This is a genomic window from Achromobacter sp. 2789STDY5608621, assembly GCF_001299375.1.
Taxonomy (GTDB): Bacteria; Pseudomonadota; Gammaproteobacteria; order Burkholderiales; family Burkholderiaceae_B; genus Achromobacter; species Achromobacter insuavis.
The window spans coordinates 275025-295754 of sequence record NZ_CYTU01000001.1; the positions used below are offsets into that span (position 1 = coordinate 275025).

17 protein-coding genes and 4 tRNA genes are annotated in these 20730 nt (G+C 68.7%); 13 read left to right on the forward strand and 8 right to left on the reverse strand.

Features of this window, described 5'->3' with window-relative positions; translation table 11 throughout:
• The 7 genes from AOZ53_RS34600 to AOZ53_RS01375 all read left to right on the forward strand — a co-directional run.
• Positions 1-965, forward strand: a 965-nt coding sequence (locus AOZ53_RS34600; RefSeq protein ID WP_054486645.1) for an acetyl-CoA carboxylase carboxyltransferase subunit alpha, incomplete at its 5' end; no start/stop codon positions are given.
• 145 nt (positions 966-1110) lie between these two features.
• Positions 1111-2097, forward strand: coding sequence for a tRNA lysidine(34) synthetase TilS (gene tilS, locus AOZ53_RS01350; RefSeq protein WP_197286434.1), 987 nt, complete (start codon positions 1111-1113; stop codon positions 2095-2097).
• A gap of 180 nt (positions 2098-2277) precedes the next feature.
• Complete coding sequence (locus tag AOZ53_RS01355) at positions 2278-3543, forward strand: aspartate kinase (RefSeq protein WP_054431502.1); 1266 nt, start codon at positions 2278-2280, stop codon at positions 3541-3543.
• Positions 3544-3631: 88 nt separating this feature from the next.
• Positions 3632-3724 (forward strand) — tRNA-Ser (locus AOZ53_RS01360).
• 219 nt (positions 3725-3943) lie between these two features.
• Positions 3944-6721 (forward strand): ATP-binding protein, encoded by a 2778-nt coding sequence (locus AOZ53_RS01365; protein ID WP_054486646.1) that lies wholly within the window; start codon positions 3944-3946, stop codon positions 6719-6721.
• Positions 6718-8010 carry an EAL domain-containing response regulator gene (locus AOZ53_RS01370; protein ID WP_054486647.1) on the forward strand — a complete coding sequence of 431 codons (1293 nt, stop codon included), beginning with the start codon at positions 6718-6720 and terminating at the stop codon, positions 8008-8010. Before AOZ53_RS01365 ends, AOZ53_RS01370 begins: the two co-directional genes overlap by 4 nt.
• Positions 8011-8074: 64 nt before the next feature.
• Complete coding sequence (locus tag AOZ53_RS01375; RefSeq protein ID WP_231690544.1) at positions 8075-11278, forward strand: hybrid sensor histidine kinase/response regulator; 3204 nt, start codon at positions 8075-8077, stop codon at positions 11276-11278.
• A 116-nt stretch (positions 11279-11394) separates the two neighbouring features.
• Here the strand turns inward: AOZ53_RS01375 and mnmH are convergent, their stop codons facing one another.
• Together mnmH and acpA are read right to left on the reverse strand one after the other, a co-directional pair.
• Entirely contained in the window at positions 11395-12438 is a 1044-nt protein-coding gene (gene mnmH, locus AOZ53_RS01380; RefSeq protein ID WP_054486649.1) for a tRNA 2-selenouridine(34) synthase MnmH, read from the reverse strand.
• A gap of 157 nt (positions 12439-12595) precedes the next feature.
• Positions 12596-14335, reverse strand: coding sequence for an acid phosphatase (gene acpA / locus AOZ53_RS01385; protein WP_054486650.1), 1740 nt, complete (start codon positions 14333-14335; stop codon positions 12596-12598).
• Between the two features lie 200 nt (positions 14336-14535).
• Between acpA and AOZ53_RS01390 the strand changes: the two genes are divergently transcribed.
• Positions 14536-15156 (forward strand): TetR/AcrR family transcriptional regulator, encoded by a 621-nt coding sequence (locus tag AOZ53_RS01390; protein WP_054486651.1) that lies wholly within the window; start codon positions 14536-14538, stop codon positions 15154-15156.
• 13 nt (positions 15157-15169) lie between these two features.
• Here the strand turns inward: AOZ53_RS01390 and AOZ53_RS01395 are convergent, their stop codons facing one another.
• Complete coding sequence (locus AOZ53_RS01395; protein ID WP_054431495.1) at positions 15170-15853, reverse strand: ATP-binding cassette domain-containing protein; 684 nt, start codon at positions 15851-15853, stop codon at positions 15170-15172.
• Positions 15854-16069: 216 nt separating this feature from the next.
• On the opposite strand from AOZ53_RS01395, the gene AOZ53_RS01400 reads away from it, so the two are divergent.
• Positions 16070-16146: transfer RNA gene (locus tag AOZ53_RS01400), tRNA-Arg, on the forward strand.
• A 135-nt stretch (positions 16147-16281) separates the two neighbouring features.
• Positions 16282-16358: transfer RNA gene (locus AOZ53_RS01405), tRNA-Arg, on the forward strand.
• A gap of 202 nt (positions 16359-16560) precedes the next feature.
• Here the strand turns inward: AOZ53_RS01405 and AOZ53_RS01410 are convergent.
• A complete protein-coding gene (locus AOZ53_RS01410; RefSeq protein WP_054431494.1) occupies positions 16561-16812 on the reverse strand; it encodes a DUF3079 domain-containing protein in 252 nt (83 codons plus the stop codon).
• A 145-nt stretch (positions 16813-16957) separates the two neighbouring features.
• Between AOZ53_RS01410 and AOZ53_RS01415 the strand changes: the two genes are divergently transcribed.
• A tRNA-Arg gene (locus tag AOZ53_RS01415) sits at positions 16958-17034 on the forward strand.
• Between the two features lie 147 nt (positions 17035-17181).
• Here the strand turns inward: AOZ53_RS01415 and AOZ53_RS01420 are convergent.
• Positions 17182-17388 carry a hypothetical protein gene (locus AOZ53_RS01420; protein ID WP_054431493.1) on the reverse strand — a complete coding sequence of 69 codons (207 nt, stop codon included), beginning with the start codon at positions 17386-17388 and terminating at the stop codon, positions 17182-17184.
• A gap of 53 nt (positions 17389-17441) precedes the next feature.
• On the opposite strand from AOZ53_RS01420, the gene AOZ53_RS01425 reads away from it, so the two are divergent.
• Positions 17442-17909 (forward strand): GNAT family N-acetyltransferase, encoded by a 468-nt coding sequence (locus AOZ53_RS01425; protein WP_054474222.1) that lies wholly within the window; start codon positions 17442-17444, stop codon positions 17907-17909.
• Positions 17910-17940: 31 nt separating this feature from the next.
• Here AOZ53_RS01425 and AOZ53_RS01430 read toward each other — a convergent pair whose 3' ends face one another.
• Positions 17941-18537, reverse strand: coding sequence for a short chain dehydrogenase (locus AOZ53_RS01430; RefSeq protein WP_054474221.1), 597 nt, complete (start codon positions 18535-18537; stop codon positions 17941-17943).
• Between the two features lie 127 nt (positions 18538-18664).
• On the opposite strand from AOZ53_RS01430, the gene AOZ53_RS01435 reads away from it, so the two are divergent.
• Positions 18665-19567, forward strand: a complete 903-nt coding sequence (locus AOZ53_RS01435) for a LysR family transcriptional regulator (protein ID WP_054431490.1) — start codon at positions 18665-18667, stop codon at positions 19565-19567.
• A 6-nt stretch (positions 19568-19573) separates the two neighbouring features.
• Here the strand turns inward: AOZ53_RS01435 and AOZ53_RS01440 are convergent, their stop codons facing one another.
• Both AOZ53_RS01440 and AOZ53_RS01445 read right to left on the reverse strand, forming a co-directional pair.
• Positions 19574-19801: a hypothetical protein gene (locus tag AOZ53_RS01440; RefSeq protein WP_006390337.1), complete on the reverse strand. Its 228-nt coding sequence runs from the start codon at positions 19799-19801 to the stop codon at positions 19574-19576.
• A gap of 107 nt (positions 19802-19908) precedes the next feature.
• The gene (locus AOZ53_RS01445; RefSeq protein ID WP_054431489.1) at positions 19909-20511 is read right to left on the reverse strand and encodes a helix-turn-helix domain-containing protein; all 603 of its coding nucleotides are present in this window, start codon (positions 20509-20511) and stop codon (positions 19909-19911) included.
• Positions 20512-20730 lie beyond the last annotated feature (219 nt).

Sequence of the window (20730 nt, forward strand, 5' to 3'; positions counted from 1 at the left end):
TGCGCAATACATTTCTGGAATTTGAACAGCCGCTCGCCGAGCTTGAGAACAAGATCGAGCAGCTGCGCTATGTGCAGGCCGATTCGGCGGTGGACATCTCCGACGAGATCGGACGTCTGCAGCAGAAGAGCCAGTCGCTGGCCAAGGAAATCTACGCCAAGCTCACGCCTTGGCAGACGGCGCTGGTCGCCCGCCACCCCCAGCGTCCCTACACGCTGGACTACGTGCGCGAAATCTTCACCGACTTCCACGAACTGCACGGCGACCGCATGTACGCCGACGACCAGTCCATCGTGGGCGGCCTGGCGCGCTTCAACGGCTCGCCCTGCATGGTGATCGGCCACCAGAAGGGCCGCGACACCAAGGAGCGCGCCGCGCGCAACTTCGGCATGCCGCGTCCGGAAGGCTACCGCAAGGCCCTGCGCCTGATGCGCCTGGCCGAGAAGTTCGGCATTCCCGTGTTCACCTTCGTCGACACCCCGGGCGCCTATCCCGGCATCGGCGCCGAGGAACGCGGCCAGTCCGAAGCCATCGGCCACAACCTGTACGCCATGGCCGAGCTGAAGGTGCCCGTGATCGTCACCATCATCGGTGAAGGCGGTTCGGGCGGCGCGCTGGCGATCGCCGTGGGCAACGCGGTGCTGATGCTGCAGTACGCCACCTACGCGGTGATCTCGCCCGAAGGCTGCGCCTCGATCCTGTGGCGCAGCGCCGACAAGGCGCCCGAGGCCGCCGAGGCGCTGGCCATCATCGCCCCGCGCCTGAAGGACCTGGGCCTGGTCGACCGCGTCATCAACGAACCCGTGGGCGGCGCGCACCGCGACCCGCGCGTCATGGCGCGCCTGCTGCGCCGCGCGCTGGGCGACGCCCTGCGCCAGCTGCAGGGCCTGACGCCCGAGCAGCTCGTGGAACAGCGCGTGCAACGCGTGCTGTCCTACGGCGCCTTCCAGGAAGTGCGCGCCTGAGCGATGCGCGCGCGCCGGCCTGCGCCGGCGCCGCGGCCGCCACCGGCCCGCGCCCGCCGCCATGACATCCCCGTCCCCCGCGCCCGTTTCATCCGCCGCGGGGACTGCCTTCCCCCATCCCGTCTCGATTGACCTGATCGCGGCCCTGCGCCGCGCCCTGCAGGCCCTGCCGCAACCGCCGGGGCGTTTCGCCGTGGCCGTCAGCGGCGGCGCCGATTCGGCCATGCTGGCGCTGCACGCGGCCGCCGTGGCGCGGGAACTCGGCGCCGGCGTGGTGCTGCTGCACGTGCACCATGGCCTGCAGGCCGCCGCCGACGGCTGGCGCGATCAGGTTCAGGCGCTGGCCGGCCTGCTGGGGCTGCCGCTGCGGCAGGCCCGGGTCGAGGTCGACGCGGCCGGCGGCAAGGGCATCGAGGCCGCCGCCCGCGACGCCCGCTACGCCGCGCTGGCGCGGCTGGCCCACGAAGAGGGCATCGGCCTGGTGCTGCTGGCGCATCACCGCAACGACCAGGCCGAGACCGTCCTGCTGCGCCTGCTGCGCGGCACCGGGCTGGCCGGCATGGCGGCCATGGCGCCGCTCACATCGCGTGACGGCCTGGCCTATCTGCGGCCGTGGCTGGAGCAGGACCGCGAGACGATCCTGCAGGCCGCGCGGCAATTCGCCGACGCCAGCGGCTGGCAGCCGGTGCAGGACCCGACCAACGCCGATCCGCGCTACACCCGCGCCGCGCTGCGCGAACTGCTGGCGCCGGCGCTCGATGCGCGCTGGCCCGGCTGGCGCGGCATCGTCGCCCGCCATGCTCGGCACGTGGCCGAGGCCGGCGAGATCCTGGACGAGGTGGCGCGCGAGGACTTCGCCGCGCTCGAGCCCGATGTGGACGGCGTCAGCTTTTCGCTGGCGGCCTGGCGCCAGCTGTCGCCGGCGCGCCAGGTCCATGTGCTGCGCCACTGGCTCGAACGCAATGGCGCCCGCATGCCGACCGAGGCGCGCATGAACGATCTGCTGCGCCAATTGCGCGGGCTGCACAGCCTGGGGCATGACCGCCAGCTGCGGGTGGAGCAGGCCGGCCACGTGGTGCGCTGCCATCGTGGGCGCGTCTGGATCGAGCCGCGGCCGGCCCCGGCGCCCTGACGCCGCGCGAAAAACGCCGGCCAGCGCGGTCAAATCCCCAGCAAAACGACATTTTTCCTGAAAAAACGACCGTTCCCTGGAAAGAAAATTCCATGGCCTGCGCAAATTTTCACCGTCGGGATAGAATATGAGGTTTTGCCCGTCAACACTCTTGCGGCGGGTCCCCAGCCAGAGTACGAGATGTCCCTGATCGTTCATAAATATGGCGGTACTTCGATGGGCTCGGTCGAGCGCATCCGGAACGTGGCGCGACGCGTCGCGAAGTGGCACGCTGCCGGCCACCAGGTTGTCGTGGTGCCGTCGGCCATGGCAGGCGAAACCAATCGCCTGCTGGGCCTGGCGCGCGAGATTACGCCCCAGCCCGACGCGCGCGAGCTCGACATGATCGCCGCCACCGGCGAGCAGGCCAGCAGCGGCCTGTTGGCCATCGCGCTGCAAGCCGAAGGCGTCGCCGCCCGCAGCTACGCGGGCTGGCAGGTGCCGGTGCGCACCGATTCGTCGTTCACCAAGGCCCGCATCACCTCGATCGACGACGCCCGCATCCGCGGCGACCTCGACGCCGGCCGCGTGGTCATCGTCACCGGCTTCCAGGGCGTGGACCCTGACGGCCACATCACCACCCTGGGCCGCGGCGGCTCCGACACCTCGGCCGTGGCCGTGGCGGCGGCGCTCAAGGCCGATGAATGCCTGATCTACACCGATGTGGATGGCGTCTACACGACCGATCCGCGGGTGGTGCCCGAAGCGCGCCGCATGGCCGTCGTTTCCTTCGAGGAAATGCTGGAAATGGCCTCGCTGGGCTCCAAGGTCCTGCAGATCCGCTCGGTCGAATTCGCCGGCAAATACCGTGTGCCGACGCGGGTGCTGTCCTCGCTGACCGACCCGCTCATCCCGCTCGACGAAGAAATGCGTTCGGGCACGCTGATTACTTTTGAGGAAGACGAAAAAATGGAAGCCGCCGTTGTCTCCGGCATCGCCTTCAGCCGCGACGAAGCCAAAATCACCCTGTTGGGCGTGCCCGACAAGCCCGGCATCGCCTTCTCGATCCTGGGCCCTGTCGCCGCCGCCAACATCGACGTCGACATGATCGTGCAGAACCAGTCCGTGGCTGGCACGACCGATTTCTCGTTCACCGTGAACCGCAACGAGTTCGCGCGCGCCGTCGACCTGCTCAAGCGCGAAGTCATCCCCGCCGTGGGCGCGCGTGAACTGTCGACCGACGAGAAGGTCGCCAAGGTCTCGATCGTCGGCATCGGCATGCGCTCGCACGTCGGCGTGGCCAGCCTGATGTTCCAGACGCTTTCGCAGGAAAGCATCAACATCCAGATGATCAGCACCAGCGAGATCAAGACCTCGGTCATCATCGACGACAAGTACATGGAACTGGGCGTGCGCGCGCTGCACAAGGCCTTCGGCCTGGACCAGGCGCCCGCCGCCAAGGCCTGAGCGACGCAGGTCCGGCACGGTTTTTTTCACGTCCGCGGCATCGCGCGGGCAATAGTGTAAAAAGTCGTGCTAGAATCTCGTTCTCTTCGGAGATGTGCCCGAGAGGCTGAAGGGGCTCCCCTGCTAAGGGAGTATGTGGCTAAAAACTGCATCGTGGGTTCGAATCCCACCATCTCCGCCAGATTTCCAGCCTGGCATGCCAGGCTGGTAAGAAACCCGCAGAACGCAAGTTCTGCGGGTTTTTTCTTTGCGCGCGCGATTCATCGCGCGGCGGGCCGGCGCCGCGCCGGCTTTGAGAAAATTCTTGGTTTTGGCGGTAGGACGGAATTCTATGATCGGCGGCATGATCCTAGACCCCCGTACCCGGGAAGCCCCGACGGCGGCGGCGCCTGGACTGTCCATGCTTCTGCTGCACCTGTTCTCCGTCGCGCTCGCGGCCTGCATCCTGGTGGGGACCGCGCTGTACGCCTACGGGGCGTTCACCGCCGAAGTCTCGAAGTACCGCCGCCGCATGAATGCCGGCGCCTACAACGCCCAGCTGTATTTCGACCAGCGCGAGGCCCTGCTGCGATCCGTGGCCGCCTCGACCGTGCGCAACAGCCGCCGCTTGCCGTTGTCGCAGACGCCGCAAACGCTCGGGCCGTCCGGCCAGATCAGGGTGGCGCCGCTGGCCGATGCCGGCGGCGCTTTTGAATGGGCGTTGATCCTCACGCCGCGCGACCGCGTCAACGTGGCGCAATTGCGCGCCCACGTGGTCTATGTTTCGCCGTCCGGCGGCGCGGCCGCGCGGCTGGCGCTGCCGGCCGATGGCGGCGTCACGCCGATGTCCGCCGACATCGCCCGCTGGCTGGCGCAGGCGCTAAGGCTGCGCAGCGCGCGGCCGGGGCCGGACGGCCGCACGCCGATCGTCTGGCTTCGGCCGCCGATGGATCCGGCCAATCGCCTGTTCCTCTATACGCCGGCCGACGTCGCGGGCGAGGAGCGCACCTGGATCGGACTCGAGGTCGGCGGCCTGGGCGCGGTGGTGGACCCGGCGGAGTGCGCCAGCGGCGGGGCCAGCTACGCGCTGTATGACGGCGACGGCGCCATGGCCCTGCATGGCGGCAAGCTGCCGCCGCGGGTCGAGGAGACGCCGGCCTACCTGTCGCGCGATTCGTTCCGCCTGCGCGGCGCGGGCTGGTGGCCGCAGACCCTGGTGCTGGTCAAGTCGGTGGGCGAGGCGGGTTGGCGGCTGGCCTATTACGTGCCGATCAGCGACCTGATCGAGGATGGCGCGCCGGCGTTCCAGGCGGCCGCCGGGGTGGCGTTGGCGCTGCTGCTGGCGGTGCTGCTGGCGGTGCGCCATCTGCGCCACCGGCTGGTGAAGCCGGCGCAGCGGCAATATGCGGCGCTGGTGGACAGCGTGGCGCTCAATCGCAAGATCGTCGAGGTGGCGCCGGTCGGGCTGTGCCTGTTGCGGCGCGCCGATGGCGCCGTGCTGTTGTCGAACGCCGCCGCGCACCAATGGCTGGGCGAGCGCGACCACTGGCGCGAAACGCTGCTGCGGGCGGGCGCCGAAACCGGCGGCGAGGAATGCACGCTGGAGAACGGCCGCAGCGCCTACGTGGCGTTCGCCGCCACCACCTATCAATCCGAGGACGTCGTGCTGTGCGGCATCAGCGACATCACGGCGCAGAAGAAGGTCGAGCACGCGCTGCGCCAGGCCAAGCTGGCCACCGACCAGGCCAGCGCATCGAAGGCGATGTTCTTCGCCACCATCAGCCATGAAATCCGCACGCCGCTCTACGGCATCCTCGGCACGCTCGAACTGCTGGCCATGAGCGGCCTGAGCGCACCGCAGCGGCAGTACCTGGACACGATCCAGCAGTCCTCGTCGACGCTGCTGCGCACCATCAACGGCACGCTGGACCTGTCGCGCATCGAGGCGGGCCGCGAGGAACTGGAGATCGGCGCGTTCTCGCCGGCCGAGCTGGTCGAGCAGGTGGTGGCCAATTACGCGGCGCGCGCCGCGGCCAAGGGGCTGACCCTGTACGCGCTGACCGAGGTCGGGATGCCGATGACGTTGCGCGGCGACGCGGTGCGCATCCAGCAGATCCTCAACAATCTGGTCAGCAACGCGGTCAAGTTCACCGATGCCGGCCGCGTGGTGCTGCGCGCCTGCGTCGCCGCCACCGGCGAGCCGGGGCAGGTGCGGCTGCGGTTCCAGGTGGCCGATACCGGCCCGGGCATCCGCGAGGACCACCGCGCGCGCTTGTTCGAGCCGTATTTCCGTGTCCCGGCGGGGCAGGGCAGCGACAGCGGCGGCACCGGGCTGGGGCTGACGATCTGCCGGCGCCTGTCCGACCTGATGGGCGGCGGGCTGTCGGTGGTCAGCGAGGAAGGGCTGGGCACCAGCATCGCGTTCTGCCTGACGCTGGCCGCGGACGAAGCCGTCGGCGCCGCGCCGGTCACGCTGGCGCCGCGGCCGGTGTATGTCGACGGCGCGGTGCCCGAAGTGGTCGACAACGTGCGCGGCTGGCTGAGCGCGTGCGGCGCGGTCGCGCTGCCGTACCGCCAGGCGGGCGATGCCGCCGGGCCGGCGGACGCGGTGCTGGTGCGGACCTGGCCGCCGTCAACGCCAGCGCCGCCATGGCGGCAAAGGCAGGTCAGGGTGTGGGCGCCCGGCGCGAGCCAGGGCGCCTTCATGGTCGACGCGGCCGATGGCGTTGCGAGCGCGTCCGATCCGGTCAGCATCTGCCGCGCCGTGCGCATGGCGCAGGACGGCGCCGAGCCCGGCGCGCCCGGCGTGGCGGGGGGAGCCTCGCGCCCGCTGGAGCTGCGGGTGCTGGTGGTCGAGGACAACGCCATCAATCAGCGGATCCTGCGCGAGCAGCTGGAACACCTGGGCTGCGCGGTGACGCTGGCCAGCCAGGGCGACGAAGCCCTGCGGCAGTGGCGCGCGCAGCCATTCGACCTGGTGCTGACCGACCTGAACATGCCCGTCCTGGACGGCTACCAGCTGGCGCGGGCGCTGCGCGACGCGGGCCACGCCGGCCCGATCATCGGCCTGACGTCGGGTTCAAGCGCCGAGATCGCGCAACGCGGGCTGGCCGCGGGCATGGACCAGGTGCTGGGCAAGCCGCTGCCCTTCCTGGTGCTGGCGCAGACCCTGCACGGGATCGCGAAGGAGCCGACATGACCTCGCTGGCCGCCTGCCGGGCGCTGGTCCTGGACGATCATCCGCTGCAGTGCCTGTCGTTGCGCGACCTGCTGCGACAGGCCTGCGTCGGCCACGTCGACACCGCCGAGAGCGCCGCCGCCGCGCTCGAATGCCTGCGCGACGCGCACTACGACCTGGTGCTGACGGACATCCGCATGCCCGGCATGGACGGCGCGCAGTTCATCCGCGAACTGGCCGGACTGACGCAGCCGCCGATGCTGGCGGTCGTCACCGGATGTGGGCGTGCGCTGGCCAACAGCATCGGCTTGATGGCCCGTGAAATCGGCCTGCCGCTGCTCGGCGTCTTCGTCAAGCCCGTCACGGGCGAACAGATCGCCGGCATCGCGGCGCAGTGGCGCGACCGGGTATCGGGGCGGGCCGCGGCGCGGCCCGATGGCGCGGGCTACGCGCCGACGCGCGACGAGGTGGCGGCGGCCTTGCGCGACGGCGCCATCCAGGCCTGGTTCCAGCCCAAGCAGTCGCTGGCGTCCGGCGCCATCGTCGGGGCCGAGGCGCTGGCGCGCTGGCGCCATCGCGACCAGGGCCTGTTGCTGCCGGGCGCGTTCCTGCCGGCGGTGCGCCGCCACGGCCTGGAGCACGAACTGCTGATCCGCATGGTCGACGACAGTCTCGCGGCCAGTGGCGCCTGGCGCCGCGCCGGCTTTCGCATTCCGGTGTCGATCAACCTGCCGGTGCGGCTGCTGGACCGGCCGCGACTGCCGGATGAATTGCTGCAGCGGGTCGTCGGGCAGGGCCTGGCCGCCGAGGACATCACCTTCGAACTGCTGGAAGACGACATGACGGTGGCGCCGGGCAATTATCATATGGGCGCCAGCCGGCTGCGGCTGCAGGGCTTCGGCCTGGCGCAGGACGATTTCGGCAAGGGCTACAGCTCGCTCTACAGCCTGATCTCGACGCCTTTCACCGAATTGAAGATCGACCGCGCCTTCGTCCACGGGGCACCCGGCGACGAGGCCCGCGCGGCCGCGTTGCGGTCCGCGGCGCAGCTTGGACGGCAACTGGGGCTGCGGGTCACCGCCGAAGGCGTCGAGACCGAGGAAGAACGGCAATTGCTGCGACGCATCGGCTGCGATTGCGCGCAGGGCTTCCTGATCTCGCCCGCGGTGCACCCGACGGCGTTCAGTGCGCTGCTGGGCGCGCAGCCCCTTTCCAACCTCCCGATTCCTCCCGTGAATCCCCGCGATCCGCATGAGCCGGTCCACGTCCGGTGCATGGCGCGCAATGGCTCACGCGGGTCCGGGCAATGACGCATCCATGAAACTGGACACACCGTTGATAAGAGTGATCCGCGCATCGCGCCGATTGAACATCGTGCTATTCGGCATCCTGCCCTTGTTGCTGGTGCTGGCCGGCGTGCTTTACTGGGGGGGCCAGCGCATCCTGCAGCAGGAAGAGGAAAAGCTGCGCACCGATTTCACCGTGCTGGTGGGCTATGTCCACGCCCACGAGACCGTGCTGCAGGGGCTGTATGCGCAAGGCCTCAATCCCGACGGGCGGCGGCTGGTGGCGCCGACGCGGGTCAGCGAGACCTCGGGTTTCGAGCGCGGCTCCTGGGCGTTCTACGACGGCCAGCACGCGCTCGCGGCGATGCCGTTTTCGCTGTTGTGCCAGAGCCCGGACGCCTGCCCGGTGGCCGGCGGCGTGTTCAATGGCATCGGCGATTACCTGTCGGACTTCTATGCCACCCGCTGGGCCGCGGCGGTGTATCCGGCGGCGCCGCTGTTCGTCATTTCCCCGAGCCAGCAGCTCAGCATGAGCGTGCCCGCGATCGCCACCATGTCCGGCTACGAGCCGCTCACCCGCCAGACCTTCCTGGCGGTGGTGGATGCGGTGCAGCGGGCGGGGGGCGCGGCCGACCCCGAGGACCGCTCGGGCAGCGAGGGCCCCAGCGTCCTGTGGGTGCGCGACAAGCATCTGCCGGACGCGATGGTCGGCATTCTGCCGGTGATGCTGCCCCTGAACGCGCGCGGCGCCGAGCCCGCCACGCGGCGCAATGTCTACGCGGTGTCGCTGTTGAGCCGCGGCCGCGTCAGCATCTCCGAGCGGGTGCGGAACATGCCGTTGTTCGACCGCTTCTGGCTGGTGCGCCAGGGCGGCGAGGTGCTGCTGGGCGAGGGCGCGCCGCCGGTGATCGCGCAGGGCTTCCATTTCGGCCGCGACGGCCTGCTGCTGCGCATCGCCGACAAGAACAGCCAGTGGACCGGTTACTACCAGCTGGGATATGGCGGCTTCTTTCGCGCCAACATGTGGCTGCCGATCGTGGTCCTGCTGATGCTCGGCCTGGGGCTGGCCGCTGGCAGCGGCTACCTGCTCTGGTACAACCGGCGCGTCATCCATCCGGCCGAGGTCGCCCATCTCGACATGGTCGAAAGCGAGGAGTTCAACCGCACCGTGCTCGACACGGCGCCGGTGGCGCTGTGCGTGCTGTCGCGGCTGGAGGGGCGCATCGTGTTCGGCAACGCGCTGGCGGCGCAGTGGCTGGGCATCGGCGTGGGCGAGCAGCTGCGCGATTCGGCCGAGACCAACAAGCTGCTGCGCCAGGTGCTGGGCGCGTCGGGCCCGGGCACCATCGAGACCTTCCGCACGCATGACGGGCGCACGCTGTTCGTCGCGTTCGCGCCGACCCGCTACAAGAAGCAGGACGTGGTGCTGTGCGCCTTCGCCGACATCAGCGCGCGGGCCGAAATGGAGCAGACGCTGGCGCAGGCCAAGCAGCAGGCCGACCGCGCCAACGAGGCCAAATCGACCTTCCTGGCCACCATGAGCCATGAAATCCGCACGCCCCTGTATGGCGTGCTGGGCACGCTGGAAGTGCTGTCGCTGACGTCGCTGAACGCGGCGCAGCGCCGCCACGTCGACCGCATCCAGGATTCGTCGGTGATCCTGCAGCAGCTCATCAGCGACATCCTCGACATCACCAAGATCGAGTCGGGACAGCTGGCGTTGCAGCGCGAGGGTTTCGATCCGCGCGAGCTGGTGCAGAACTGCGTCGCCTCGTACGCCGGGATGGCCGAGCGCAAGGGGCTGGTGATCTACGGCAATATCGACACTGCGACGCCGGCCTGGGTGATGGGCGATGGCGGCCGCATCCGGCAGATCCTCAACAACCTGGTCAACAACGCCATCAAGTTCACCGACTCCGGCCATGTGGTGGTGCGGCTGCGGGCCGAAAGCCCGGGCACGGCGCGCACGCGCCTGCATTTCCAGGTGGTCGACAGCGGCGTCGGCATCCGCGAGGAAGACCAGGCCTGCCTGTTCGAGCCGTTCTACCAGATCGATGGCGGCTCGCACCTGGTGCGCGGCGCGGGCATCGGCCTGTCGATCTGCGCGCGGTTGGCCGCCTTGATGGGAACGTCCATCCACGTGACCAGCGAACCGGGGCTGGGCAGCAGTTTCTCGGTCGCCATCGAGCTGGACCGGGCCGAGCCGCCGCCCGGGCCGTCGCCGCGGCTGCATGGGCTGTGTGTCTACGTGCGCAGCGCGCGCCGGGAGCTGAGCGTGAACCTGTGCGAATGGCTGGTGCACTGGGGCGCGCAGGCGAGCGTGGCGCCCGCCAGCCTGCCACAGGAGGATGCGCGCGAAGGCGTGCTGCTGGATGTGCATATCGCCGGAGACGCGGCGGCGCCCACCGATTGGAACGGGCCGGTGGTGTCGGCGGGCGGCCATGACGACGCCGGCACGGCGTTGCATCGCGCCGACCGGCACTACCTGAACAGCATTGGTTTCGCGCTGGAGCGCTGGGCCAGCGGCGATGCCGCCACCGCCGCCAGCGAAGCCGCCACGCAGCACTACGCGCCGTTGAACCTGCGGATCCTGGTGGCCGAGGACAACCCGATCAACCAGGTGACGATGTGCGACCAGCTGCAGCAGCTGGGGTGCGCGGTGACGCTCGCGCCGGACGGGGCCGAGGCGCTGGCGCAATGGAACATCGGGCCGTTCGACGCGGTGCTGACCGACGTCAACATGCCGCGCATGAATGGCTACGAGCTGGCCAGCGCGTTGCGGGCGCAGGGCGTGACGGTGCCCATCATCGGGGTCACGGCCAACGCGCTGAAGGACGAGGAAGCGCGCTGCAAGGCCGCCGGCATGAGCAGCTGGCTGGTCAAGCCGCTCAAGCTGAGCCTGCTGTGGAGCGAGCTGCGCGCGCAGCGCGGCGGGCCTGCTGTCGCGGCGCCGCCGCCGTCCGCATCTGAAGCCGCGGTGGCATCCATCGCCGCCGCGTCCGCCGCCGGCGCGCCGCCGCTCGTCGGCAAGTATCGCGAGGTCTTCCTGCAGACCATGAATGAAGACCTGGCGCGGCTGGAGCGGGCGCTGGCCGCCGGCAACTTGCGCGACCTGAAGGCGGTGCTGCACCGGATGCGCGGCGGGTTCGGCGCGGTCCAGGCGATGGCGCTGTACCAGCAGGCCGAGGCGGCGGAGGCGCGGCTGGGCGCCGGAAAACGGCTGACCGATCCTGCGCGCGGGCAGGTGACGGCGCTGGCCGGCGCGTTGCGCGCGGTGCTGGCGGCGCTGTAGCGGCAAGCGGCAAGGGGTGGCAAAGAGGGGCGCTGCAAAGAGACGCCGAAATGAGACGCCGAAATGAGACGCCGAAATGAGGCGCGGAAAAGGGGGGTATCGTGCCGCCGTCGCGCTCAGCCCAGCGCGTCCAGCAGGGCGCGCGCCTGCGCCACGACGTCATTGTCGTTGGGGCGGAACACCACCGGCAGCGCCTGCGGCAGGCGGGTGAAGTGCGTCTGGCTGCTGCGGGCGTAGGCCGGGTCGTAGTGGCGGTCGATGAGCTCGCGCGCCAGTTCGGTGCGGCGGCCTTCGTCGACCAGCCGCAGCCAGCCGCCGACGGTGTCGCGGCTGTGCAGCCCGACCAGGCGTTGCAGCTGCGACTTGAAGCCGGCCGGATCGTCGAACAGTTGCGCGTAGTCCTGCTGCAGGAACTGCGCGCGGTCTTCGCGGCTGGCGCTGACGGCAATGCAGGCGCCCTGGTGCAGGGCGGCCAGCAGCGTGTCGGGCAGCGCCACCGCGCCGATCTTGCGGCTCTCGGCCTCGACGAACACGGGCCGGGCCGCGTCCAGCGCGCGCAGCCGCGCCGCCAGTTGCGTGTCGAAGCCCTTCTGCGTCGGTTGCGGCACGCCCGGCCGGGCGCCCAGCAGCGAGCCGCGGTGCGCCGCCAGCGCTTCCAGGTCGAGCGTCTGCGCGCCGGCCTGCGCCAGCGCGTGCAGCAGCCGCGTCTTGCCGCTGCCGGTGGGGCCGGTCAGCACCACGAAGCGCAGCCCGGCGGGCAGGGCGTCCAGGGCCTCGAGGGTGGCGCGGCGATAGGTCTTGTAGCCGCCGTCGAGCTGGCGCGCGCGCCAGCCGATCATGTTGAACATCACCGTCATGGAGCCCGAGCGCTTGCCGCCGCGCCAGCAATACACCAGCGGGCGCCAGCTTTGCGGACGGCCGGCGAAGGTGGTGTCGAGATGGTTGGCGATGTTGCGCGCGGCCAGGGCGGCGCCCAGGCGGGTGGCCTCGAACGGCGCCTGGCGGTACAGCGTGCCGACCCGGGCGCGTTCCTCATTGCTGAACACCGGCGCGTTCAGGGCGCCGGGGATGTGGTCATCGGCATATTCGAGCGGCGTGCGCACGTCGATGATGTCGTCGAAGTCATCGAGCCGGTCCAGGCCGGCCAGCAGGTGTTTCAAGACGGAGCCATCCAGAAAGGGGATGGCGGATTTTCGCATGGCGGCGGGTCGCGGCGGCGCCGGGCGCGCTTCCGGGACTGTCGGAAGGGCCGAGGGCCGGCCGGGCATCCCTGCCCGGCCGGCCCTCGGAGAACGCGGCCGCCGTCGGCGGCGGCGATCAGGCGCTGAAGGTCAGCGCGTTGGTCAGGTCACCCATCGGCTTCTGGCCGCGCGCGGTCATGGCGTCGTCGCGCGCCTTCAGGCCGTCGAGCGTCGGCAGGTCGAACAGGCGGGTGGCCAGGCGCAGGATCGAGCCGGTGTCGTAGATGGTGTGGTCGACAGTGCCCTTCTTGGCGAAGGGCGACACCACCAGCGCGGGAATGCGCGTGCCGGGGCCCCAGCGGTCGCCCTTGGGCGGCGCCACGTGGTCCCACCAGCCGCCGTTCTCGTCCACGGTGATCACGACCACCATGTTGTCCCACTGCGAGCTCTTGCGCAGGCTGTCGACGATGTGGGCGATGTGGCGGTCGCCGGAATCGACGTCGGCGTAGCCCGCGTGCATGTTCAGATTGCCCTGCGGCTTGTAGAACGTCAGCGGGGGAAGCTTGCCGGCTTCGGCATCGGCCAGGAACTTGTTGGTCGACGACAGATCGCCGAGGCCGCCGTCACGCAGGTGCGCGGTGCGCGCGGCGGTGCCGGGACCGGTGCTCTGGAAGTAGTTGAAGGGCTGGTGGTGCGCCTGGAAGTTGGGCGACGAGGGGAAGCCGGTGCTGGCGGTCGAGTCGATCGCCGCCTGCCAGCCGCCCGCGTACCAGGCCCAGTCCAGGCCCTTGGCGGTCATCAGGTCGCCGATGTTGTTGTGCGTCTGCGGCAGCATGAACACCGAGGTCGGATCGGCCTGGGTGGGGTTGGCGGCATCGCGCGAGAACGCGGGCCAGTACGGAGGGCCCATGGTGTTCACGCCGTAGCCGTCCGGCGTCAGGGCGCTGGCGCCGAACTGCGGCGCGCCGGTGAGCGCGCTGGCCGGCGAGGTCGGCTTGGGTTGCAGGTTGGGGTCGGTCGGATCGGCGCTCTGCAGCTGGGCGATCTGGCCGCGCACGTTGATCGAGGCGTTGGCCAGGTCCGGATAGAACGGCGGACGGCCGGCGACCAGGTATTGGTGGTTCAGGAACGAACCGCCGAACGCGCCCTGGAAGAAGTTGTCGCACAGCACGAATTCCTGGGCCAGCTTCCACAGGCGCAGGTTGTAGGCGGAGTCGCTGTAGCGGCCCATGACCAGCGCGCCGGAGTCGGCCCAGGCGACGAAGCGGTCGTTCTTGCCGCCGTTGATCTGCATCTGGTTCTGGTAGAACACGTGCCACAGGTCGCGCGTGACCACGCCTTGCGGCAGCGGCTCGCCTTGCGGGCCGAGCAGGTCGAACGGCGCGTTGGGCAGGTTGTTCATGTAGGGCGCGTTCTCGGCGACCTGGTAGGTGACGTGGTTGGCCTGCTGCGAGGTCGGCACCATGCCGCCCCACACCGGCGGCAGCACCGACAGCGTCGTGCCGTCGCGGTCCTTCTGGGTGTAGTCGGCGGCGGTCAGCGCGGACAGCGGCTTTTCGACGCCGGGGAAGTTGGAGAACAGGTTGTTGAAGCTGCGGTTTTCCGCGAAGATCACGACCAGCGTCTTGACGTTCTTGCGCAGTTGCGTCGTCAGGTCGGGCGCGGGAGCGGGGGCGGGGGTGTTGTCGTCATCGTCGCTGTCGCCATTGGAACAGCCGGCCAGCGCGCCCATGGCGGCGGCGCTGGCGCCGAGCGCGGCGATGCCGGTCAGGAACCCCCGGCGGGTGGCGCGGACGGGAGTATCGGCGTCAGCGTGATCGGCAGCCGTCGACGTCGCGGCAGCCTGCGCGTTCGCGCTCTTTTCTTTTTCAGACATGGTTGTAGACCTTGCGGAGAGGGTGGCGCCCTGTCATGGCGCCACGAGGGTTGCCGGATGACAGCCGGCATTCACGGCGAGTAGCCTAGGTTTGCGACGTTGTATCAATGTGACCATCGGCTGTCGGCAAGCTGTACGCCAGGGAGACTCCCGCAAAATTCCCTTAGACTTGTGCCATGGCTGAAATCCGAGTGAAAGCAATGACCGACCGTTCCGCAGGTGAATCCGCGCGCCAGGCGTCGCCTCGCACCAAGCCGCCCGAGGTCCGCCTGGATGAATTGATGGGCGCGGCGCAGGCGCTGTTCCTGGAAAAAGGGGTCGACGCCACCACCATCAGCGAGATCACCGAAGCGGCGGGCGTGGCCAAGGGCACGTTCTACGTCTACTTCCCGTCCAAGCACGAAATGCTGCAGGCGCTGGCCGAGCGCTACGTGCGCGAATTCGTCGCGCAACTGGAAGGCGCGATCGCGGCTTGCGAGGCGGATGACTGGATCGGGAAGCTGCGCGCATGGGTGCATGCCAACGTCGCGACCTATCTGCGCACCTACCGGGTGCACGACATCGTGTTCACGCACCAGCATCATCACGCGCGCGAAGGGCACACCGGCAACGACGTGGTCAGGCAGCTGCACGGCATCCTGCAGGCCGGGGCCGAGGCCGGCGCCTGGCGCGTGGACAATCCGCGCATGATGTCGCTGTTGATCTACGCCGGCGTGCACTGCGCCACCGACGACGCGATCCTGTCGAAGCTGTCGGACCCCACCGATTTCGCGCGCGGCATTGCCGACGCCTATCTGCGCATGCTCGGCGTGGCCGTGTAGCCGCCGCGGTTTTTCAGGACGGCAGCCACGCCGCGTCGATATCGCCGGCCCGGGCCAGGGCCCGCAACTGCGCCGGCGATCCGGTGGCCACAAGGCGCCCGTCGCGCATCAGCAGCAATCTGTCGGCCACTTGCAACGCGGTGGCGGCGTCCGCCAGGGCGACGACGGCGCGCAACCCGTGTTCGGCGGCGATGCGCCGCAGCAGCAGCGCGATGTCGGCCTGATGGCGTGGCGCCAGCTTGCGCTCGGGCTCATCCATCAGCAGCGCGTCGGGCTGGCGGATCAGGGCGTGCGCGATCAGCAGGCGCTGGCGCGCCTCGGCATCGAGTTGCTCCACCAGCCCGTCAGCGGCCTGCGCCAGCCCGACCAGCCGCAGGCAGGCGCGGACCGCCTGGATTTCCCGCGTGCCCACCGCCCAGCGGTCGCCTTGCTTGTGCGCCAGCAGCAGGGCTTCGAAGACGCGCAACGACGGCACCGCGGCGGCATGCCGCTCCACCATGATGACGCGGGTGGCGACATCCGCATCCGCCAGATCGCGCGCGATGCGGGACAGCAGGCGCGTCTTGCCCGAGGCGGCGGTCCCCAGCACTACCGTGAGCGCGCCGGCGGGCAGGGGGCCGGGACGCAACGGACCCGCCGGCAGCGGCGCGACGCGTTCGCCGGTGGCGGCCGGAATCGAGGCAAAGGGAGCGATCATGATGGCGGGAGGGGCAGTGGGCGCGCGGGCGGCGTGCGGGGGTGAGAGAACTATAAATAATGACTGACCGCCAGTCAATGAGAATGAGAGTGGTTGCCGATGGCCTTGCCGCCGATGCCGCCGTGAGGCTGAGCGAGTAAACGGCTTGAGCAATGCCCGGCAATCGACTTGCACGGTTTGCGAAACAACGCTATGATTCAAGGCTTGCTTTTTAACGCGCCCGTAGCTCAGCTGGATAGAGTACCTGGCTACGAACCAGGGGGTCGTAGGTTCGAATCCTGCCGGGCGCGCCATTGTGTTGACCACGACCTGCCTTCGGGAAGGGAAAGGAAAAATACAATGGAATACTCAAGTCGAGCGCTTGAGTAAAAAGGCAAGTGCAGTGCAGTGGCGAAATTATTCTGATATAATCTTGCCTCTTTACCGGAGCGCCCGTAGCTCAGCTGGATAGAGTACCTGGCTACGAACCAGGGGGTCGTAGGTTCGAATCCTGCCGGGCGCGCCAACTCATTTGGATGGAATCATCTGATGGGTAAGAAAAATCGGTAAAAAATGCAGGCAATAATGCAGTAGGTGGCGCAATCAAATGCGCGGCGAAAATGAGAAGGCCTTTGATCCTGGATCGAAGGCCTTTTTGCTTTTTGCGCAGGTTTTCTTTGGCGGCGTGGTGATTGCGCGGTGATCGGGCTCACTCCATGGTGATGGGATCAGCGCAGGGCATTGGCGCTCGCATCCGCGGTGGCCGGAGCGGCGGTTCCGCGCTTGGCATCGGCGGCGATGTCGTCCTCTTCCAGCCCCCAGTTGCCCACGGTGTACCAGTCGTCGCCCAGCAGTTCGGCCGGATGCATGGTGCGATCCGAGCCGTTGCCACAGGCCAGCTCGTCGGTGGAACAATAGCGGTCGCAGCCCCAGCAGATGCGTTCGGGGTGTTTGGGGTGCAGGGGAAATTTCTTGGCCATGCCGATGTCTCCATGCTCGCTGAATCCAGCGTAACGCCATGGGCGATCGCGGCGATTGATCTGGCGCAAGCCGTGCGGGATGCGCCGGGCCCGCCCTCGATTTGCGGACTGTCACGAATCCATGTTATAAACACGCCTCTTTAGCGCGCCCGTAGCTCAGCTGGATAGAGTACCTGGCTACGAACCAGGGGGTCGTAGGTTCGAATCCTGCCGGGCGCGCCACCTCATTCGATAAAGAGAAAGCCCGGCCACGCGCCGGGCTTTTTCATTTTCAGCGCGCCGGTTGTTTTCGGCGTGTCGGCGGGTCGATGTATCGATATGTCGATTGTCGGCCTGCCCCGCGATGGGGCGACGCCAGGCGTCGACGGCCTATTTCTGGATGTCCTGCCGCTGGCGCTGATAGGTGTCGTAGGACGTGGATGCCGAGCCCATGCAGCGCTGGCGTTCCTGCATGTCGGTGATCCTGCCGCATTCATTGCGTTGCCAGGCCTGGCCGGTGTCGTAGGCCTGCCGCGACGTGCAGGCGGAGGTGAGCGTGGCGGCGGCCACGCAGGCGAGCATCATGGTGTAGCGCATGCGGTTCTCCCGAGGATGCGCTGAGTGTACATTCGCTTATTTGCACAGACGCCATGAGCCGCATCGAGATCAGACTTGCCTGCGAGGGCGACGCCGCGCGCGTTGCGCCGCTGTTTGACGCCTATCGCCAGTTCTACGCGCAGCCGGCCGATCCGGCGGCCGCGCTGGCCTTCGTGCAGGCGCGGTTGGCGCGCAAGGAGTCGGTGATCCTGCTGGCCGAGGACGCCGACGGCGTCGCGCTGGGTTTCTGCCAGCTCTATCCGTCGTTCTGCTCGGTGATCGCCGCGCCCATCTACGTGCTGTACGACCTGTTCGTGGCGCCGCGGGCGCGCAAGAGCGGCGCCGGCCGCGCCTTGCTGCGGCAGGCCGAGGCGCATGCCCGCGCCGGCGGCTACGCCCGCATGGATCTGACCACCGCCAGGACCAACCTGCCGGCGCAGGCCCTGTACGAATCCCTGGGCTGGGAACAGGATCAGGTGTTCCTCACCTACAACCGCCATCTGGCGGCGCAGGCGGAGTAGGGCCGGCCTTGCCGGCCATGGGGCGCGCGCCTTACCAGACGCGATACACGCGGCCGGTCTGCGCGCCTTCGACGCTGCGGCTGTAGGCCAGCGCCACGCGTTGGGCGGGCGCGGCCTCGAAGCCCAGGAAGTAGGGGCCGTAGCCTTCCCACGATTCCTGCAGCACGGTCGGGCTGACCGAGTTGATGCGTGCGCCTTGCAGTTCCACCGCCGCGCCGCGCACGAAACCATCGATCGCCGAGTTGACGGCCGAGGCGTTGGCGCCGAAGCGGATCGGCTCGTCGCTGACGATGCCGCTGGTCAGCGTGATCGAGCCGCCCTGGTTCAGGTAGTGCTGGCCGATCAGCGCCAGGTCGACCTGGCCCAGCAGCTTGTCGTGCAGGCCGATCTTGAACTGTTCGGCGGTCATCTCGGCCAACGGGCCGAAGTGCAGCGCGCCGGCGGTGGAGACGATGGCGTCGACCTTGCCGATGCGTTCGAACAGGCCGCGGATGCTGTCGCTGCGCGTGATGTCGACCTGGTACTGGCCCTGGGTCTTGCCGACGGCGATGATCTCGTGGCGCTGGCCCAGTTCGTGGGCGACGGCGCGGCCGATGGTGCCGCTGGCGCCGATAAGTGCGATTTTCATGGGAACTCCTGGATTTGATGTGGGGCGCGCGGCATGGACGCCAGCGCATGAAGGCATTCTGCGATGTCCATTCCTGTGGAAAAATCCGGGAATGGTTGGAACACTTCATACCCAGGGTGCGTAATTCATGGATCGTCTGCTCAGCATGGAGATCTTCGTGGCGGTGGTCGAGTTGGGCAGCCTGACGGCGGCGGCCACGCGCCACGAGATGTCCGCGGCCATGGCGGCCAAGCACATCAAGGGCCTGGAGGCGCGGCTGGGACTGCGGCTGATGAACCGCACCACGCGGCGCCAGAGCCTGACCGAGGCGGGCCAGGCGTACTACGCGCGCTGCAAGGAGATCCTGGCCGACATCCGCGACGCGGAGCAGGGCGCCGAGGCGCTGCGGGTGGCGCCGCGTGGCAATCTGCGGATCACGTCGACGGTGTCGTTCGGGTCGTTCGCCTTGGCGCCGGCGATCGCCGACTACCTGGATCGTTATCCGGACGTCAGCGTCGAGCTGGCCTTGAGCGATGCGGTCGAGGATCTGGTGGCGTCGCGCTACGACCTGGCGGTGCGCATCGGCGAGCCGCGCGATTCCGGCCTAGTGGCGCGCGCCATCGGCCGCTACCAGATGATCATCTGCGCCGCGCCGGCCTACCTGGCGCGCCACGGCACGCCCGAGACGCCGGCCGATCTGGCGCGGCACCAGTGCCTGGATTTCTCGTACTGGAGCCGCCGCACCGGCTGGCGGCTGGCCGATGGCGAGGGCGCGCAGGCCGACTATCCGCCGACCAGCCGCTTCGTCTCGAACAACGGCCAGGCGCTCAGGCAGGCGGCGCTGGCCGGCTTCGGCATCGTGCTGCAGCCCGAGCTGCTGCTTGCCGACGACGTGCGCGCCGGCAAGCTGACGCCGATCCTGCAGCCGTACTGGCCGGACGCGCGGCCGGTCTCGCTGCTGTACCCGAAGGACAGGCAGGCGTTGCCCAAGCTCACGACGTTCGTGGAATTCGTCGTGGCGCGGTTCACGGGGAAGGGCGGGCGGCGCTGAGCGGCTTCAGCCGCGTCGTCGGTCCACCGCCGTCAGGCACAGGCCGGTCTTGAGGAGCTGGTAGACCTGGCCGCCGAGCCAGGCGACTTTTTCGCCCGAGCTGGTGCGGCAGACGCAATGCGCCTTGGGGTCGAAGCGGGAAGTGCCGAGCGCGGAGTAGGCGTCGGGATCCGACACGAAGCGTTCGATGCGATACAACGTGCCGTCGGGGGCCGTGGCCAGTACGTCAGTCAAGCGTCTTGCGGTTCCGAGCATTTCAGGTACCTCCCCATGCGCGGCCATTCTTACGCGGCGCCAAAGTTGCTCGAACATCTCCATCGGTCAGGCCAATGCGGCCTGCGTCAATGGAAATGCCCTCCTAACGATGAATCATCGAGCTGGTCGGGCGTGACACCCAGCGCGGCCGAGATGCGGTCCAGAATGATCTGGCGCGGTCGCGGACGCGGCCTTTCCAACTCGATGTAGATGGAATGATCCACTCCCAGGCGGGCAGCCATGTCAGCGGTGCTGATGTTCAGGTGCTCGCGCCAGGCGCGTATCAGGCTCCAATCGTTGCCGGTTTTTAGTCTAGCTACAGCTGATGGTACGACGTTTTGCCGCACTGCATGCGATTCGCTCGCCGCAGCGGGACGGCAGGCATCGCGCACGGTGTTGCGGGCCTTGGCGTGCTTGCGTGCCTCGGCCGTGGGCGGCGCGGCGCCGGGTTCGGCGGTGAAGATGATCCCACCGTTGACCTGGCGGTACAGATTATCGCCGATCCAGGCCAGGGCTTCACCATTGTCGAGCATGCATTCGCAATCCAGGTGGTAGTTGCTGGGAATGCTCTCGAGTTTGGCAATGGTTTCCGTGGTCGTGGCGTGTCGCACCACGCGGTGTAGCACACCGTCGGGCGAGCGCACGAACACGTCGGGAAGTCTCCAGGAAAACGGAATGATGATCTCCATGCCTGCAATGGTTCGCTACCACTGTATCCCTCTGCGTGCGCGATGGAATTTGGGGTTTCCCCTGCATCGCGGACGTTTGTCCATGGTAGTCCCGATCCACTCAAAACATCTTCACAAATCTTCACGCGGCAGCCGGCTTTGGGCGGGCGCCGGGCCCGCAAAATGGCGGATTCGACGCCAGGGTTGTCGTGATGTCTTCTGTTGGTACGGACGCCTTGC

What these genes read in the sequence shown, in the direction of transcription:
- AOZ53_RS01390 (WP_054486651.1), top strand. Translation starts at nt 14,536, where the DNA reads ATGACCGACCGTTCCGCAGGTGAATCCGCGCGCCAGGCGTCGCCTCGC.
- AOZ53_RS01395 (WP_054431495.1), bottom strand. Translation starts at nt 15,853, where the DNA reads ATGATCGCTCCCTTTGCCTCGATTCCGGCCGCCACCGGCGAACGCGTC.
- AOZ53_RS01430 (WP_054474221.1), bottom strand. Translation starts at nt 18,537, where the DNA reads ATGAAAATCGCACTTATCGGCGCCAGCGGCACCATCGGCCGCGCCGTC.
- AOZ53_RS01355 (WP_054431502.1), top strand. Translation starts at nt 2,278, where the DNA reads ATGTCCCTGATCGTTCATAAATATGGCGGTACTTCGATGGGCTCGGTC.
- AOZ53_RS01425 (WP_054474222.1), top strand. Translation starts at nt 17,442, where the DNA reads ATGAGCCGCATCGAGATCAGACTTGCCTGCGAGGGCGACGCCGCGCGC.
- AOZ53_RS01445 (WP_054431489.1), bottom strand. Translation starts at nt 20,511, where the DNA reads ATGGAGATCATCATTCCGTTTTCCTGGAGACTTCCCGACGTGTTCGTG.
- AOZ53_RS01435 (WP_054431490.1), top strand. Translation starts at nt 18,665, where the DNA reads ATGGATCGTCTGCTCAGCATGGAGATCTTCGTGGCGGTGGTCGAGTTG.
- acpA (WP_054486650.1), bottom strand. Translation starts at nt 14,335, where the DNA reads ATGTCTGAAAAAGAAAAGAGCGCGAACGCGCAGGCTGCCGCGACGTCG.
- AOZ53_RS01365 (WP_054486646.1), top strand. Translation starts at nt 3,944, where the DNA reads ATGCTTCTGCTGCACCTGTTCTCCGTCGCGCTCGCGGCCTGCATCCTG.
- AOZ53_RS01410 (WP_054431494.1), bottom strand. Translation starts at nt 16,812, where the DNA reads ATGGCCAAGAAATTTCCCCTGCACCCCAAACACCCCGAACGCATCTGC.
- AOZ53_RS01420 (WP_054431493.1), bottom strand. Translation starts at nt 17,388, where the DNA reads ATGCGCTACACCATGATGCTCGCCTGCGTGGCCGCCGCCACGCTCACC.
- AOZ53_RS01370 (WP_054486647.1), top strand. Translation starts at nt 6,718, where the DNA reads ATGACCTCGCTGGCCGCCTGCCGGGCGCTGGTCCTGGACGATCATCCG.